Source organism: Chryseobacterium sp. KCF3-3 (assembly GCF_045865955.1).
In the GTDB taxonomy this organism is placed as follows: Bacteria; Bacteroidota; Bacteroidia; order Flavobacteriales; family Weeksellaceae; genus Chryseobacterium.
Window position 1 is genome coordinate 3,774,261 of record NZ_AP035792.1, and the last position, 16,056, is coordinate 3,790,316.

Annotated in this window: 15 protein-coding genes; 6 read left to right on the plus strand and 9 right to left on the minus strand. The window is 36.7% G+C overall.

Annotated elements, in window-relative coordinates; translation table 11 throughout:
* Positions 1–35: 35 nt before the first annotated feature.
* Positions 36–860, minus strand: coding sequence for a GyrI-like domain-containing protein (locus tag ACKTTZ_RS16955; protein WP_407846083.1), 825 nt, complete (start codon positions 858–860; stop codon positions 36–38).
* Between the two features lie 165 nt (positions 861–1,025).
* On the opposite strand from ACKTTZ_RS16955, the gene ACKTTZ_RS16960 reads away from it, so the two are divergent.
* Positions 1,026–1,274: a hypothetical protein gene (locus ACKTTZ_RS16960; protein WP_034698843.1), complete on the plus strand. Its 249-nt coding sequence runs from the start codon at positions 1,026–1,028 to the stop codon at positions 1,272–1,274.
* Complete coding sequence (locus ACKTTZ_RS16965; protein ID WP_407846084.1) at positions 1,274–1,681, plus strand: YybH family protein; 408 nt, start codon at positions 1,274–1,276, stop codon at positions 1,679–1,681. Before ACKTTZ_RS16960 ends, ACKTTZ_RS16965 begins: the two co-directional genes overlap by 1 nt.
* Positions 1,682–1,757: 76 nt before the next feature.
* Here ACKTTZ_RS16965 and ACKTTZ_RS16970 read toward each other — a convergent pair whose 3' ends face one another.
* The 7 genes from ACKTTZ_RS16970 to ACKTTZ_RS17000 all read right to left on the minus strand — a co-directional run bounded on the left by ACKTTZ_RS16970 (position 1,758) and on the right by ACKTTZ_RS17000 (position 9,660).
* Positions 1,758–3,212: a sigma 54-interacting transcriptional regulator gene (locus ACKTTZ_RS16970; RefSeq protein WP_407846085.1), complete on the minus strand. Its 1,455-nt coding sequence runs from the start codon at positions 3,210–3,212 to the stop codon at positions 1,758–1,760.
* A gap of 60 nt (positions 3,213–3,272) precedes the next feature.
* Positions 3,273–4,412 carry a vWA domain-containing protein gene (locus tag ACKTTZ_RS16975; protein ID WP_407846086.1) on the minus strand — a complete coding sequence of 380 codons (1,140 nt, stop codon included), beginning with the start codon at positions 4,410–4,412 and terminating at the stop codon, positions 3,273–3,275.
* 284 nt (positions 4,413–4,696) lie between these two features.
* Positions 4,697–5,098, minus strand: a complete 402-nt coding sequence (locus tag ACKTTZ_RS16980; protein ID WP_407846087.1) for a PaaI family thioesterase — start codon at positions 5,096–5,098, stop codon at positions 4,697–4,699.
* A gap of 12 nt (positions 5,099–5,110) precedes the next feature.
* Positions 5,111–5,521, minus strand: a complete 411-nt coding sequence (locus ACKTTZ_RS16985; RefSeq protein ID WP_034698832.1) for a DUF2000 domain-containing protein — start codon at positions 5,519–5,521, stop codon at positions 5,111–5,113.
* A 3-nt stretch (positions 5,522–5,524) separates the two neighbouring features.
* Entirely contained in the window at positions 5,525–6,481 is a 957-nt protein-coding gene (locus tag ACKTTZ_RS16990) for a helix-turn-helix domain-containing GNAT family N-acetyltransferase (protein ID WP_034698829.1), read from the minus strand.
* 202 nt (positions 6,482–6,683) lie between these two features.
* Positions 6,684–8,459 (minus strand): flavin monoamine oxidase family protein, encoded by a 1,776-nt coding sequence (locus ACKTTZ_RS16995; RefSeq protein ID WP_407846088.1) that lies wholly within the window; start codon positions 8,457–8,459, stop codon positions 6,684–6,686.
* A gap of 13 nt (positions 8,460–8,472) precedes the next feature.
* Positions 8,473–9,660, minus strand: coding sequence for an FAD-dependent oxidoreductase (locus ACKTTZ_RS17000; RefSeq protein ID WP_407846089.1), 1,188 nt, complete (start codon positions 9,658–9,660; stop codon positions 8,473–8,475).
* A 686-nt stretch (positions 9,661–10,346) separates the two neighbouring features.
* Between ACKTTZ_RS17000 and ACKTTZ_RS17005 the strand changes: the two genes are divergently transcribed.
* The 4 genes from ACKTTZ_RS17005 to ACKTTZ_RS17020 all read left to right on the plus strand — a co-directional run bounded on the left by ACKTTZ_RS17005 (position 10,347) and on the right by ACKTTZ_RS17020 (position 14,693).
* Positions 10,347–12,080, plus strand: a complete 1,734-nt coding sequence (locus ACKTTZ_RS17005; RefSeq protein ID WP_034698823.1) for a HAMP domain-containing sensor histidine kinase — start codon at positions 10,347–10,349, stop codon at positions 12,078–12,080.
* On the plus strand, positions 12,058–12,711 hold the full coding sequence (locus tag ACKTTZ_RS17010) for a response regulator transcription factor (RefSeq protein ID WP_185103752.1): 654 nt from the start codon (positions 12,058–12,060) through the stop codon (positions 12,709–12,711). Before ACKTTZ_RS17005 ends, ACKTTZ_RS17010 begins: the two co-directional genes overlap by 23 nt.
* Before the next feature lie 478 nt (positions 12,712–13,189).
* Positions 13,190–13,597 carry an ACT domain-containing protein gene (locus tag ACKTTZ_RS17015; RefSeq protein WP_034698821.1) on the plus strand — a complete coding sequence of 136 codons (408 nt, stop codon included), beginning with the start codon at positions 13,190–13,192 and terminating at the stop codon, positions 13,595–13,597.
* Positions 13,598–13,745: 148 nt separating this feature from the next.
* On the plus strand, positions 13,746–14,693 hold the full coding sequence (locus ACKTTZ_RS17020; protein ID WP_407846090.1) for an alpha/beta fold hydrolase: 948 nt from the start codon (positions 13,746–13,748) through the stop codon (positions 14,691–14,693).
* Positions 14,694–14,941: 248 nt separating this feature from the next.
* On the opposite strand, the gene ACKTTZ_RS17025 is transcribed toward ACKTTZ_RS17020, so the two are convergent.
* On the minus strand, positions 14,942–15,973 hold the full coding sequence (locus ACKTTZ_RS17025; RefSeq protein ID WP_407846091.1) for an IS110 family transposase: 1,032 nt from the start codon (positions 15,971–15,973) through the stop codon (positions 14,942–14,944).
* Between the last annotated feature and the right edge of the window lie 83 nt (positions 15,974–16,056).

The window sequence follows — 16,056 nt, forward strand, 5'->3', positions numbered from 1 at the left end:
AGCAAAAGTTTTGAAAGTTGTCCCAAATTGACAACTTACTTCAATGGCAATAAAATATAGGTCAGCTGTTTTTCCTGGTCGTCTTCATTTTCAGCATGATTTTCATACTTTTCAATGATGGGAGTGTGTGAAAATTCCAGACCTGAATTAAAAATCCAGCGTGAATAGATCTTCGTATACGTGTCGTCTATTGTTTCGTAGCTTCCGGAATGGGTAAAGCGGGCGTATTTCCCTCCGAATATCATTTTTGAAGGAAGCTTTTTATTCCTGGATTGAACAGATGAACATGAGTCATAGCGGCAGCTGATTTCAGTTTTTATCAACGGCTCATCTGCGATGACTCCAAAATAGTCTGTCCCGGATTCAGGGAAATCATTTTCCATGAACTTTTTCCACAGCACTTCAATTTCTTCATTGTTATAATAGGTGTTAATGCTCTGATAATATACCTGTACAGGCTTCAGATATACAATTTCGGGTTCCAGTAAGACCTCTGAGGTAACAGGGATGATTGCATCTCCACAAAGGAGCTGTTCTTTACTTTGTCTTGCAGCTTTAGGGGAAATCCCAAAATGTTGTTTAAAGGCTTTGGAAAAAGAAGCGATATTGGCAAAACCCACTTCAATGGCAATGGAGGTGAGATTTTCCTGAGTATAAAGAATCCGTTTATAGGCATTTTCTACCTTCAGCCTCTGTTGGAAAGCACCTATTGTCTCCCCGCAGCTGTATTTGAAAATGCGCTGGATATTTCGGTAAGAATAATGAGAAATGTCTTCCAGTTCCTTTACAGAAACAGGCTGATCATAATTCTTTTCCATGAAATTGATAACTCTGTAAATACAATTCAGGTTGTCTTCCATAAGCATTGAAATTTTTCCGAAACTGGTGGTATGAAATAAATTACAAATAAAAGAAATAAAAAAATATCTTGACAATATTGTATTTTAGCTTTCGGTAAAAATAGATTTAAAAACAATAATTTTATCATTGTAAAAACAGGAACAACCAAGAAACTAATACTAAATATGGAAAAAGATTTGTCAGAATTAACGGATCAGGAGCTGATTGAGAAAAAAAGAACTATTGAAGCCCGAAATGTTGTGAATGCTATTATCCTGGGAGTATTGGCTGGAATTGCTATTTACAGTACCATAACGAAAGGCATCAGTTTTACTACTTTCTTACCTATACTTCTTGCTTTTTTTGTGGCCAACAGCTGGAATAAAGGGAAGAAAGGTTTGAAAAGGGAAATGGACGCCAGAAATGTGAAGTAATGCAGGAATTTAACAGAAAAACAGAAACTGGTGCGGTAGCTTATTTTCGATATTGCATCAGAAGCGGAGATGTAAAAGGAGTATTAGGCTGTTTTCATCCTGAAGCAGTCTACATAGACCGTGATGGAAGAGAATGGAGAGGGTTTGAGCAGATAGAAAGGGCAATGAATGAGATCTGCCGCTTACAACTGGATATTCAGGGTGAAACTCCGCATATCACTGTTGTAAATGATCTGGCGATGTGGCAGGATCAGTGGGAAATGACAGGAACTGCTCCGGATGGACACTCTATTCATATGACAGGCAATACTTCCTGTATCATGAAAAGAAATGAAGAAGGAGAGTGGCTATGGTTGGTGGACAATCCTTTCGGTTCTGCTGTGCTTAAAAATGACAATCTGGTATAAAGTCTTCCAGAAACAAATAAAAAACCTTCAGATGAACTGAAGGTTTTACTTTACTTTTATATTATTTTACTGATTTTTAGTTACGTAAGAATTGGCCAATCCCTGGAGAATCAAAAGTGAATGCATTCTGATTTTCAGATTTGTCAATTTTATTGCTGATGGTTAATGCCCATAATACAAGTTCTTTGCAGAAATTCTGATCTTCTTTGCTCAATTCAGAGGCATTTTCTTCCATTACAGTTGTCAGAGGTTCTATCTTATCAAGTTTAGCATAAAATTCTTCATCCGTATCATTGTAATTAAGTTCTAAATGATTTTTATTGAACCACCTGATCAGGTCAGTATACGGTGTTTTGATCCCTTCTTTTTCCAGTTTTGAAATACGTGGGAACAGGCTTTCAAATTGGGTGATGACGGCTTTATCAATTAAGATTTTAGCTACGTAATCAGCTCCTTCCTGTTCTCCTTCATATACCAGTTCAATTTTTCCTGTGATTGATGGGATGATCGACATGAAGTCAAGCAGACGTACAGTTGTTCTTTCTGCACCGGATTCAATCAGACGCAGTTTGGCTGCTGCGATTAAATTTTCCATAGCACTGATGGTAAGACGGGCACTGACACCACTTTTCGCATCCACATATTCGCTGATACGGGCTGCAAAAGCAACCTCTTCCAAAAGATCTTTCGCCAGATCAGGAATCTGAATCTGGGCTTTATCTTCAGCAGAAATCAATGCTTCCTGTTCTGTAATCTGTCTTGCCAGAGCAATAGTTTTTGGATAATGGGTGAAGATCTGAGATCCGATTCTGTCTTTCAGCGGGGTTACAATACTTCCTCTGTTGGTATAATCTTCCGGATTGGCTGTGAAAACAAACTGAATATCAAGTGGCATTCTCAGCTGGAATCCCCGGATCTGAATATCTCCTTCCTGCAAAATATTAAACAGGGAAACCTGGATTCTGGCCTGCAGATCCGGCAATTCATTTAAAACAAAAATAGAGCGGTTGGCACGGGGAATCATTCCGTAATGTAAAACACGTTCATCGGAATAGGGTAGTTTCAACGTAGCCGCTTTAATAGGGTCTATATCACCAATTAAATCTGCAACATTCACGTCTGGAGTGGCCAGTTTTTCATAAAAACGATGAGAACGGTGTACCCACGAAATTGGAGTTTCATCACCTAATTCAGCAAGCAGATCTTTGGCAAACTTTGAAATGGGATGAAAAGGACTGTCGTTAATTTCGGATCCTTTTACGATGGGCATATATTCATCAAGCAGATTAACCATGCTTCTTGCAATTCTGGTTTTTGCCTGACCACGTAAGCCCAGCAAGTTAATGTGATGACCGGCAAGAATGGCTTTTTTCAATTGGGGAACTACTGTGTCTTCATAGCCCCAAAGTCCTTCAAATACAGGTTCTTTAGCTTTAATTCTTGCAATTAAATTGGCTTGGATTTCCTCATTAATTGTTTTATGAGTATAACCGGATTTTTTTAATTCTTTGAATGTAATATCGTTTTTCATTGTCTTGTAATACTATTTATCTGATCAGATTTCTATTTTAAATGATTTAAAATCTGATCTTTATATTCTTCTTATTCTGTTTTTTTCGTAATCTTCAAAAATCATCTGTCCCAAACCTGATAGTCCGGTGAGGAATGCTTTTCCTTTGTTTTGAGCTGTGAATTCTTCCACAAACTGACGCAGATAAGGATCCTGAGCAATCATAAAGGTAGTGATAGGAATTTTCAGTTTTCTTGCCTGTGCTGCTCTGTTGAAACATTGATTAACAATTTTTTCATCCAAACCAAAGCTGTTCATATAAAATTCACCACTAGGAAGCTGAATGCAGCTGGGTTTTCCATCGGTGATCATAAAAATCTGTTTGTTGGTATTTCTTTTTCTGCGGAGAATATCCATTGCCAACTCCAGTCCGGCTACCGTATTGGTATGATAAGGGCCTACTTTCAGATAGGGAAGGTCTTTGATCTTAATGGGCCATGCTTCGTTTCCAAAAACAATGATATCAATGGAATCTTTCGGATATTTTCTTTTAATAAGTTCTACGAGAGCCATGGCTACTTTTTTAGCTGGCGTAATCCGGTCTTCACCGTACAGGATCATCGAGTGGCTGATATCGATCATCAGAACGGTACTCATTTGGGCCTTATGTTTGGTTTCCTCTACGATGAGATCTTCTTCTGTCAGGCGAAGGTCTGAGATTCCGTTGTTGATCTGCGCATTTTTCAGGCTTTCCGTCATATTCACGGCAGCAAGATCATCTCCGTATTGGAAGGAACGGTTTTCTCCATCTCTTTCATCCCCGATTCCTGTTTTGTTGGTCCTGTGATTTCCGGCTCCGTTTTTCTTCAGTTTTCCAAAAATCTGATCCAGTGCATATTCACGAAGCGCAGCTTCAAGCTTCGGAGTTAATATATTTTTGCCTTTTCCACTTCCTGTGTTGCCTTCTTCAGGATCTTCTTCCCTGATGTAGCCTCGTTTTTTCAGATCTTCTTCAAAATCCTGAAGGGTGTATTCATCACTGAAAATATCATATTCCTGATCAAGCATGTCCAGCCACTCGAAAGCTTCTTCAATATCTCCGGAGGTATGGGTAAGCAAATCTTTGAAAACATCAAAGACGCGGTCAAAATGTGATAATTCCTCCGGCACATGTTTGCTGAATATAAATCCTTTTCCCGGATTAAAATTTTTATCTGTCATAAGATGATAAAGAGGTTTTGCAGTTATTTGCTATTGAATATTTCAGAAAATGTAATGAATTGTCTGAAGTATTCTTTATTTCGTTTCAAACTGAAAAGTTAGGAAAATATCATCGCAAGATTTCCTTAGAAAAATAGAAAATACTAATGATGGTGATATGGAATAAGAATATAATAGCCTGCTGTTTTGATAGGGTTAAAAAACATTCTATATCATTTATTTATACTGAAAAATGCACAAATCTTTATTTGTGCATTTTAAATGTTATGGGAGAAAATTTGTTTTTATGAATGAATAGCAATCATGGTTGCCGTCATTTTTGCAATGAGTTTTTCCTCTTTTTGATCATAGACATAACCTTCACAGATGGTAAGGGTTCTTCCTGCCTGGAGAACTTTTCCAATGGCAACAAGCTTATCTGTATTGGCTGGTTTCATAAAATTAACTTTGAACTCAACAGTCAATACATTGGCATTTTCAGGCATTGTGGTTAGAGCTGCATATCCGCAGGCGCTGTCTACAATAGTTGTCAGAACTCCTGCATGAAAAAAGCCGTTGTGCTGGGTCAGGTTTTCAGAAAATTTGCAGGTAATTTTCACCTGTCCCTGCTGAACATCTTCTAATTGGGCACCAATCGTTTTCATGATTCCCTGTTTGTCAAAGCTTTGTTTTATTCTATCGTACATAATGATTGGTTTTTATTCATGAAATTTTAATCCATCCAGCGCTTTATCTACTTTTTTGTTTTCTCCATACACGATAATACCAACAAGATCCAGATGATCCGCAGGATGTTTTGCAATCTCAAGAACATTTTCCTCACCGGAGCGGGTGGCAAAAAGCTCTTGAGTATAAACTCCAATGGACAGCTCACGGTCTCTTGAACGACGGAATGCCCGCTGAAGTTTTTCTGTATTGTCTGCTTTATAGATGAGGGTAGGATGTTTTATAAAAGCTAAAAATTCCTCATGATCAGCAGTGACAAATTTTTCACCATGAGTTTCCGGAAATTCAATAGCAATGCTTCCCGCCAGAAAAGAAACAACATTCAGTTTTTGCCATGGCAAGAGATCATCTTTAATGACAATGGCTACTTTTTTATCGTACATATTTTAATTTTTTAGAGATAATTCCATTTGAATGTTACAGCGCTGATAAGGGGTTGAGCGACCGGATACTTTTTGGAATCCCAGTTTATAATACAGGTTAATGGCGGGCTTCAGCATAGTGTTGCTTTCGAGATATATTTTCGATGCACCGGATTCTTTGGCAGTTTTGATGATGGCCTGTCCCAGCAGCCAGCCTATGTTTTTTCCCTGTGCTTTTGGAGAAACAGCCATTTTTGCCAGCTCAAAATCATAATCCGGATCTTCCATTTTGATAAGAGCACAGACCCCTAAAGGTTCTTCATTGTACAAGGCTACAAGGATTTTTCCTCCTTTATTTAAAATATATTCTTCAGGATTGTCCAGGGCTTTATAATCCGCTTCTTCCATTTCAAAATATTTTGAGATCCATTCTTCATTGAGTGCTCTGAATGCTGATTGGTATTTCGGTTCATACTCAACGACTTTTACGTTTTTACTTTCACGGGCTTTTTTCTGATCTTTTACCCTTGCAAGCAAAGATTTTTGTTCAAACAAATGTTCCCATTCTGCAAGAGCTTCCCAAAGATTGTGTGTTGCTTCGCTGATCATCTCATCAATAGCATGATCAATATCTGTACACTGAACTTTTATTTTGGCAGAAAGTTCTATTCCTTTTTCCGTAAGTCCTGCAATATTTCTTCTTTTATCATCAGATTTCTGATTATCCTTTACCAGTCCTGCAGAAATCATTTCTTTGATGATTTTGGTCACGGAAGGTTGAGAATGTCCTATTTCTTCTGCAATTTCGGTAATAGTTTTTGAACCTTCTTCGGAAAGTACAAAGAATACCGGAAACCATTTTGGAGAAAAGTCTACATCATACAGTTCATAGATCTTTGATGCTTCTTCTGTAATATTGGAAGCCATAAACCGTAATCTGCTACCTAATGCAATCTTTCCTGTTTTTTCAAATAAATCCATAAGTATAATTAATTATATAACTAGTTATGTAAATGTAATAAATTAATTTTTAATATAATGGATGTCATTATTAAAACTTCAAAGTTTATAAAAAATGATTCTTCTTTAATAATCTGTTGAGGCTCTATTTTGCAGGGGAAAAATAAAAGCTCCGGAATTATCCGGAGCTTACTATATACATCATCTTACTATTGATCCATGGTTACCATCCTAAATAATATTCAGGATCTAACCAGTAGGGCCAGTCTAATTTAAAATGGGTCTGAAGCATCTTTTCTGCTTCACAGAAAGCACCTTCCACCCAGCCTTGCTGATCAGAATACGCTTCTCCGATAATATGAATCTGTTCATCCATTAACGGTTTTCTCATATAAGGCATCACATCTTTTACGGAGAAACCTGCTTTCCATGCATGGTATCCTGCACCGTAAGGATCATCTGTCCAGTCTCTGAAATACGTTACATAAGGTTGTGGAATATCTATCCCGTGTAATTCTTTCAGCTGATTCATCAATTCATTCACCATGAATTCTGTAGCCTGAACATCATCGAACTTATGCAATTCTTCTAAGGAGGCAGATCTGGCAGCTCTTACTTTAAACAGAACTTTGTCGTCCGAAAGAGCTTTCCAGAATGTTTCTGTTTCCATATCTCCGTAGCTTCCCAATAACATTGAGTTTTTGGTTTCAGTATCGGTACCGAAATAATAGCACTGTCTCATCGGTAAGTCTGTAATAGAATGTCCGGAATCGATTCCCAGATCTTCTCGCCACCACGGGCCTTCAAAGCCCATAAGGATTTTAAATGCGGGCTCCATAATGATAGAGCGGATATTTTCGTTCAGTTTCTGGTGTCTGTTGGCGTCAAAAAAGAAGTTGTTCTGATCCAGAAGTTCAAGTGATTTTCTTGGCATACCCAATACGATTGAATTGGCGTAGACTTTCCATGTTTCGTTGCTTTGTATATTCAGGAAAGTTAACTCGTATTTATGAGTAGCGGTCAAATGATGATCTTTGGTGAAAGTAATCAGTTTGTTTTCCGACCAGATGCGTGCTCCTTCATATTCCATATACGTGTTGGCTACTGCATAAGCAATACTGTCATAGCCTTCCTCAATGGTTTTGTAGGTAGTATCAGCAGAGAAATCTCCTACCATATACGGAAACGCTTCTGCAGAATTCCAGTTGATGGTATTGGAATAATATCCGCCGGCATTGGCTAAGAAGTCATATCCTTCCTGAGAAACCTGGTCTTTGATTAAATTCCAGAAACCGATATCGTTTACCAGACGTTTGTCATAAGGAGAGCCAGGGAAGTTGTAAACCATTCTTGGTTTTATAGCATCCCAGTCGCGGCTGGTTAGTTTGAATGTATAATCATAACCATTAGGGTCAGCAATAATCAGATCTTTATAGGTTTCAGCTACCCATGGATCTGCCATTAAGACATTATAGATAATTTTGTTGAATAGCTGATCAGAACTGAAACCTTCATCATTTTCATTCAGAAAATAACGGGTAATCAGTTTGTTGTTATGCGCTTGCTCCTCTGTCCATGCATTTTGTTTGAAACGTTCTTTTCTGATGTACATCAACAGTTTCTCAGGATCTCCCATATGGAAGGGGATAGGAGTCATTTTATCTTTCAGAACAGGGGTTCTTTTGCTCAGATCTGTTTCTTTCAATGGATAACCTTCTATCAGTGTTGTTACAATTTCCTGAGAAGTCAGATAACGCATTCCTCCGAGCTCACCCCAGAAATTCATTCCCGGCATAATTACGGATTCAAGTCTTCCTCCTAATTTGTCACTCATATCAAAGATCTGTACTTCATGAGCTTTGTACTTATTATCTGTTACCAAACGGAAAGCGGTATATAATCCTGAAGTTCCTGCACCGATGATGGCTACTTCTACTTTCAGATCGGGCTGCATTCCCGGATACAGCGGTGTATTTTTATTTACGTTTTCTTGATTCATGGTTTTATAATTTTTAAAGTGCTAAGAAATATTTATATCCTAATCGGAAGGGTGTAATATCGAAATCCGTATGTCCGTCCAATGCAAGATCCGACATGATTTTTCCTAAGAAAGGAGTGAATTTGGCTGCCCATCCGGTAGCGTACACCACAATGTTTTTGTGGTTGGGAACATAAGATGGAGCAAAATCAATCAGCAGTTCTTTATTGGGGATTGTGCTCAAAGCGATAAGGCATGTTGAAGTATACTCCGGAACAATGCTGAGGCCAGTCATATGGTTTTTTATCCATTCGGAAGTGTAAGCCAGTTCCTGGGGGTTGGGAATTAATGTTCTGTCGCTCGGCTCTTCCAAAGGTTTGATCACAAAATCCGGTGCTACACGGATGTACTCCGGATGATCCCATTCCACGGAAGGAAATCCGTAGAATTGATTCCCGTTTTCTCCACTTGCATTCTGAAATACAAACCATGTTGGATATTGTATAGTAGGGTCGGTCTTTTTAAAATAAGCAGAAGACATATTCCAGTAAGTGGCTTCTATTTTGAAATCAAGCAGATTGATCACACTGTTGATATAAGGCCCGGGAATGATGGCCAGCTTTTTGGCGATATAAATACCATTAGGAGTGGTAAGCTCGAAAAGATCACCGTTTTGTTTGATCTCAAGTACCGGAGAATCTTCTCTTAGTTCTACGGTTTCTTCCTTCTGACAAAGATCTAAAAGTGTTTCAATAGTTGCTTTAAAATTGATACTGGCACCATCGGGTTGAAACAGTCCTGTATAATTATCCGGCAGGTTTTTGAAATGATACTGCTCTTCAATCTCCTTTGATGTTAAAGTAGTATAAGGAACTCCTAAAGCTTGTAATGCTTTTTCTGCTTCAGCAATATTTCCTTCGGTGGAGTGTACTTCAGGATCTCCAAACCAGAGGGTTCCTACCTTATCAAGCAATTGAGTATCTGTCTTTTTCTGCAGTTCATCCCAATAAGGCTGTGCATCTAAAGCCATTTGTACCATATATTCATCAGGATAAGGAATCCGGAACTGACGTGATACTCCAGCAGAGCTGCCCAACTGATTCACAAAAGTATATTGTTCCAATACTAAAGTCTTAGCCTGACGCTGGCCGAGATGATAGGCCGTAGCAAGTCCTATTGCTCCTCCGCCAATGACAATTACGTCATAGTTTTCTGTAATCATAGGTTATTTGTTTTATGTTTTATAATCGTAAGAAGAGGTATAGAAAAGTAAAGACATCAATATGAAGGAATGTACCATCATTACTGATTATTAATACTCTCCGAACCTTATTTGCTACGATAGATTAAGTGTAGAGACGAATCTTCCGGTACATGTGAATATTCTGGTTTTTCCATTGAATATGGTCACTGTTAATAAGCATTTCAAAGTAACAAAGAAGAGGGAATAAGTTCTTAGAGTGTAAATAACCAAATATTGCATTGAGTAGAAATACGGAATGCCAGGAAATCCATGTCCGGAAGGCTGTTTCAGCAATTATAAAGAGGGTATGGAATAAGTGGTATATGAATTATCTGATCATTGTTTTTGACTTATTGTTTACTATTTGTAATAAAATGAGCAGAAAAATAATATTTTACTGAGCCTCAACTTTTTGCAATTGATCTAAAAAAATAGATTTACATACATAAAACTGAGTGTTTAGAAAGCGTTTTAATAGTAAAAAAAAATAAATTCTGTGAGTTTAATCAAATATTCATTATTATAAGAAGACAAAAATTACTTTAACTTTGTCAATTGAATGATATATGCATATTATGAAATTATTGAAAATAATGCTATATTGTTAATGGCTAATATCTAATGGACTTATGTCATCAGGAAATTAATTTAACTGATAAACAAATATGAAAAATAAATTCTTAAATTTTAAATTGAGAAAACTTGTTCATTACTCTTTGATCCTTTGTATTTTATTGATACAGGTCATTATTGCCATATTTTTCTACAATGAATTTGTCAACGGGAAGAAGCTGAAGTTTATTAAAGATCAGCTTGAGGAAAGCCGTGCATTGGGAGGATTGACTGATAATTCCAGGAAAGATTTCATGGATGCACAGGATCATCTTCAAAAATATATGGCTACCCAGGATAATAATGATCTGCAGCTATATTTCCAGTCGTTGAGAAAACTTAAGACTAATTTTGATAAAATTGGTGAATACGAAAATACAAGCCCAAGATTGAAAAAAAATCTGGCACTTCACAGCCAGGATACTTTGAAGACGGCAAAACTGAAAACATTAATAGATTCTGTTTACCAGACTTCCCTGAATCCACCGGCAAAAATTGGGGATAAACAGTATGAGCCTGCCAAGTATAAAAATGATTTTGAGGATTTCAAGATTCAGACCCGTACGTATGCGGATACAGTTAAAAAGAAAGGTTTTTTTGGACGCTTGAAAGATGCCGTAACAGGGAAAGTAGATGTTCAGAAGGAGAGTACGGTGATTACGATGACCAACAACAAAACCATAGATCTTTCCCAGGTAAAATCCAAAATGGACAATACGATAAAGTCTATTGACAAGCATTATGCAGCTGAAGTAAAGAAGGTTCAACTCCTTGCAGCCCTTAGTCAGAAAAATAATTTACAGTTTTACAGTAATTTCAGTAAGCTTTTGGTGTACAGTAATAACTTAATAGAAGTGTATGAAAATGCCATCAAAGATTTTAAATCTGAACTGGAACGAGAATACAACGAACAGAGCTCCAACAATAACAAAATCAGAACGTATCTGGTATTGGGACTGATGATTCTGATGTTCATTGTTTCTATTCTGATTATGTATTTTACAAGAATGGCTTTTGTTTATGAACAAAAACTGGATGCTGCCAATAAGGAGATAAAAAAGAACCTTAATTTCAAAAACAGGATTCTGGGAATGTTAAGCCATGATCTGAGATCTCCTTTGAAAATCATCAATATCTTTATTGATAAAATCCACAGAACGACTGAAGATGAAACGATAAAGGATTATCTTAAATCCATCAAGTTTACCAACAGCACTTTGCTTCTGCAGTCTAACCAGATTCTGGAATATACTAAAAACGAAAATGCTGAAAAAGAGCTTATACAGTCAGTTTTCAATCTTAAAGATGAAATAAGTTCTATTGTAAAGGTGATTACGCCCTATCTGGAAACAAGAAATAACAGGTTTGTGGTGACAGACAGAATTCCTGAAAATGTAGTGGTGTATTCGGATAATATCAGAATCAATCAGATTTTTATGAATATTCTGGGAAATGCCAACAAATTCACAGAAAACGGACAGATTGATCTCGTAATGTCAACAGAGTCTCTGGGAGACAATAAAATTTCTCTGATTACAACGGTAGGAGATACCGGAGTAGGAATATCAGAATCGGATCTTGGTAAAATTTTTGATCCTTATTATCAGGGAATGGTGTCTGATGAAGTAGATAATCTGGGAGCGGGACTTGGGCTTAATCTGGTAAAAGAAATTGTAGAACTTTTCGATGGTGATATATCTGTGGAAAGCAAATTGCATAAAGGAACGAAAGTGACATTCAGGATCAATTTAAATAGTAATAATAATGGAAACACCAATTCAAAATAAAGAAATTATATTCCTTCTGGCAGACGATCACAGCATTGTACGCCAGGGAATGGAAATTGTGATCAGTGATATTGTTCCTAACGCTAAAGTGTATCAGACTTCATCTCTACATCAGGTATTGGAGCTTATAGAATCAAAAGGAATAGAGATGGCCGTCATTGATGCCCATTTCCCGGATGGAAACAGTCTTCATATTTTACCGCAGATGAAAAGTGTAAATCCTGATCTTAAAATTTTGATTTTTACAGGACTTGAAGAAGAACTTCATGGCCTTAAATTCATCAAAGCAGGTGCTGACGGTTATCTGAGTAAATTGAGTGAAGAGGAAGAGGTAAGGGAAGCGATCACAACCTTTATCGAGAAGGGAGAATACTTCTCTGCTCTTTTACGAAATCTATTGGTACAGTTTGTATACAACCCGGGTCTGATAAGTCCACTCAACATTTTAACCAAAAGAGAAATGGAGATTGCGGAACTTTATGCTGATGGATATGGAAACCTGGAAATTTCAAACAGTCTGAATATCAAACAAAATACAGTAAGCACAATCAAAAAAAATATCTTTGAAAAACTAAAGATCGAAAATATGGTTGAGCTTGTTGACCTTGTCAAAACCCATCATAAACTATAGTGTTTCATGGTAATCATCACTTCAAAGAGTCAGAATATTATATTTCATCGATAAATATCTATAAGTCGGTCGATATGTATCGATGGGGTTTATAGGGAATTTTATTTGGGAATGTTGTTCCTTTGTACTGTGAAATTTAAGTAATGAAAAAGCAACTGAGAAATGCTTTTTAACTTCTGAAGTTTCAAACACAAAACAACAAATGATTATAACTATACAAATAATAAACGGTAGTTATAGAAACGCAAATGATGAAAAATTAATAAACACTGATGAAATTAAACGAAGTGTATGAATAACCTTAACCGGACTTCTTAAAAAAGCCAAATGATCAGAAAAAAAACACAAACACATATAGTGAGGTTCAGTGATAGGTTACATTACAAACACAAAAGGAGGCTGTATGCCTCCTTTTGTATTTTTTATCAAATGATAAACAAATGCTGTCATCAATGCCTTAGTTTTGTATCAAAAAAAGATGTCAGGAGAAAAAAACTTAGCAGTATTGATTCAGAATATGGAACCAGTATTGAATACCGGGAAATATGTGTTTTGTACTGTAGAAACCTTAAGTGGAATACCGGATATTGAAAGAGTTCTGTTTTTCTTTCGGGAAACTGAAGCGGTTACTATTGTTCTAGAAAAAAATATTGCAGACGAATGGTCTTTAGACTATAGTTATATTTCTTCCTGGATTACCTTGAACATTCACTCTTCTCTGGAAGCGGTAGGACTTACTGCAGCTTTTGCCAATGCCTTGAAAAAGGAGAATATAAGCTGTAATGTAGTGGCTGCTTATTTTCACGATCATATTTTTGTAGCCGAAAAAGATGCTGAAAAAGCGATGGAAGCCCTTTATGCATTGAGATTGGCTCAGGAACTTTAAAAATTGTTTTTGAATTTTTTACTTTTTTATTTTCACCTTTTAAAATGTCTAATTGGGCTGCTAAAATGTCCTGTTGATAAAGCTTTTGAGTGTTCTGCGAGTTTTTGTGTTTTATGTTTGCACCATAATCATACAAAAATAAACAACAATGAAAACAATCAGAAAAATCTCAGCCGTAAGCTTATTATGTTTAACTCTTTTTACGGTAGTGACTGTATCCTGCACTGAAGAAAATGAGCCTCCCACGACGCAGGAGATACAAAATAACAGCCACCAAACTGCCAAAACCCAATTCGTAACCGTTAAAGGAAATGCCATTGCATACCGTGTTTTAGGAAAAGAAGACGGAGTTCCTTTGGTTCTTCTTCCGGGATTAGGAGGTTCAATGGATGATTGGGATCCTGCAGTGACTGATGGACTGGCCAAGAAGTATAAGGTAATTATCTTTGACAATAAAGGTGTCGCTTCTTCAAAAGGAACAACGCCCAATACGGTTCAGGCGATGGCAGATGATGCTATAGATTTTATTAAAGCTTTACATTATACCAAAGTGAATATCATGGGATTTTCTATGGGAGGATTTATTGCACAGAGAATTGTACTGACCAATCCATCCCTGATCAATAAAGTGATTTTGACAGGTACTGGTCCACAGGGAGCCATAGGATTATCTAATCTTCCCAATATTATTGCAGGAACAGCGGGATTAAGCCCGGAAGCTTCCTTCCTGAAATTTGGTTTTACAGAATCTGCTCAAAGCATTGCGGAGGGAAAAGCTTCTTTTGCAAGAGTTCAGCTTAGAACTACAGATAGGGATCTTCCTTTAAGTGATGCCACTTCAAACTCGCAGTTTACCGCTGTATTGAGTTGGGCTCAGCCTAATGCTGATGCGCTTACGGAAATACAAAAAATCAAAAACCCGGTACTGATTGTTCATGGTGAAAACGATCTTCCGGTATCTGTTCAGAATGCGAAAAATATGGCTCAGCATTTAGACCATGCAGAACTGGTAATTTTCCCGGATTCAGGGCATGCTTCTTTCTATCAATATCATGATACATTTGTTGGAAAAGCCATTGAATTCCTTGGGAAATAAATTAAAACAAAATCAATATATTTATAAAAAAGAGGCTGTTTCAAAGGTGTCATTCTGACGAAGGAAGATTTTCATTAATAACCAAATACATGAGATTCTTCACTACATTTCATTCCGAATGACATAGACCCAATTATTTGAATTTTGAGATTCTGTGTTAATATCCAAGAAAAAAAAATATTTTTTATAAATTTGTACTTTAAGGCTGTTTTATACAAGCCTGCTTAGGGTAATCTTCAGGGGTTACCCTAACTTTCTTTTATTGGAGTAAGATTTAGATGGTATTTGGGATTGTATTGTTGTTGAGTTTTGTAGAGTATAAATGCCAGTTCCAATAATTTTCTTTGTACAGCTACCGCAGCTTTCATTTTGATTCCATGTTTATTGACCAACCTAACGAAAATATTTTTATAATGCTGCTCATGTCTTATTGCTGCGAGTGCAGGTAAATGTATGGCTTTACGCAGATACCTGTTGCCTCGTTTGGAGATTACCGGTTTACCATTGATTGATATACCTGATTGTTTTTCTTTGATGTCTAATCCTGCATAACTTACTAATTGTTTTTTGTTTCTAATTGTTTCAAAACCATTGGTTTCAGCTAATATTATTGCTGCAGTAAGTAAACCTATTCCAGGAATAGATTTTATTGTATTTACGGCATCAATAAGCTTAGAATTAGATTTTATAACTTCCCTTATTTCTTTTTGTATTTCTACTTCCTGATCATTCAATATGGTAATACGATATTGCATTCTTTTGATAGAGTGACTATTGGGAGTTGATTCAGTTTGCTCGGCATGAAGTTGACTTTTGATCATTGTACGCTCTTGTACTAACTGGTCTCTTTCTCTGGTAAGTTGCTTTAGCGTTTTATAAACCGGATCAGGGCTCTTCCATAGTTCTGTATTACGCTCTAAACCAAATAAAGTGATAGCCTCTGAGGATGTTCTGTCAGTGATGGTTTTTACCTCCAGACTTCTAAAGTAGTTGCTGATTTTATTGGGAAGGATAATGCTGATGTTACAATATTTTCCTTCTAAAAAATAAGCCAATTTTTCGTGATAAACGCCCGTAGCTTCCATAATATAATGAACGCTCACATCAGTATCCTTGTGTTTTTCAACCCATTGATATAATTTTGCTAATCCTTGGGAGGTATTACGAAAATTGCCATAAAGATAAAGTTGTTTTTCAAGATTACTAAAGAGTTTCCCAAAACATACTACGAGTTCTTTACTACCTACATCAATACCTACTACTTGTTTAAGTGTTTGCATACTAACTGTATTTATTAAAATTTAAGTATATAGTATAGCTTCCCGTAGACTTGTCTCCTAATGGATATTGAAGCTGGTTAAAT

Bases quoted from the DNA above. Each gene is read 5' to 3' on its own strand.
- ACKTTZ_RS16970 (WP_407846085.1), bottom strand. From the start codon at position 3,212: ATGAAAAACGATATTACATTCAAAGAATTAAAAAAATCCGGTTATACT.
- ACKTTZ_RS16975 (WP_407846086.1), bottom strand. From the start codon at position 4,412: ATGACAGATAAAAATTTTAATCCGGGAAAAGGATTTATATTCAGCAAA.
- ACKTTZ_RS17010 (WP_185103752.1), top strand. From the start codon at position 12,058: ATGGAAACACCAATTCAAAATAAAGAAATTATATTCCTTCTGGCAGAC.
- ACKTTZ_RS16980 (WP_407846087.1), bottom strand. From the start codon at position 5,098: ATGTACGATAGAATAAAACAAAGCTTTGACAAACAGGGAATCATGAAA.
- ACKTTZ_RS17000 (WP_407846089.1), bottom strand. From the start codon at position 9,660: ATGATTACAGAAAACTATGACGTAATTGTCATTGGCGGAGGAGCAATA.
- ACKTTZ_RS16960 (WP_034698843.1), top strand. From the start codon at position 1,026: ATGGAAAAAGATTTGTCAGAATTAACGGATCAGGAGCTGATTGAGAAA.
- ACKTTZ_RS16990 (WP_034698829.1), bottom strand. From the start codon at position 6,481: ATGGATTTATTTGAAAAAACAGGAAAGATTGCATTAGGTAGCAGATTA.
- ACKTTZ_RS16965 (WP_407846084.1), top strand. From the start codon at position 1,274: ATGCAGGAATTTAACAGAAAAACAGAAACTGGTGCGGTAGCTTATTTT.
- ACKTTZ_RS16985 (WP_034698832.1), bottom strand. From the start codon at position 5,521: ATGTACGATAAAAAAGTAGCCATTGTCATTAAAGATGATCTCTTGCCA.
- ACKTTZ_RS16955 (WP_407846083.1), bottom strand. From the start codon at position 860: ATGGAAGACAACCTGAATTGTATTTACAGAGTTATCAATTTCATGGAA.
- ACKTTZ_RS17015 (WP_034698821.1), top strand. From the start codon at position 13,190: ATGTCAGGAGAAAAAAACTTAGCAGTATTGATTCAGAATATGGAACCA.
- ACKTTZ_RS17025 (WP_407846091.1), bottom strand. From the start codon at position 15,973: ATGCAAACACTTAAACAAGTAGTAGGTATTGATGTAGGTAGTAAAGAA.
- ACKTTZ_RS17005 (WP_034698823.1), top strand. From the start codon at position 10,347: ATGAAAAATAAATTCTTAAATTTTAAATTGAGAAAACTTGTTCATTAC.
- ACKTTZ_RS17020 (WP_407846090.1), top strand. From the start codon at position 13,746: ATGAAAACAATCAGAAAAATCTCAGCCGTAAGCTTATTATGTTTAACT.
- ACKTTZ_RS16995 (WP_407846088.1), bottom strand. From the start codon at position 8,459: ATGAATCAAGAAAACGTAAATAAAAATACACCGCTGTATCCGGGAATG.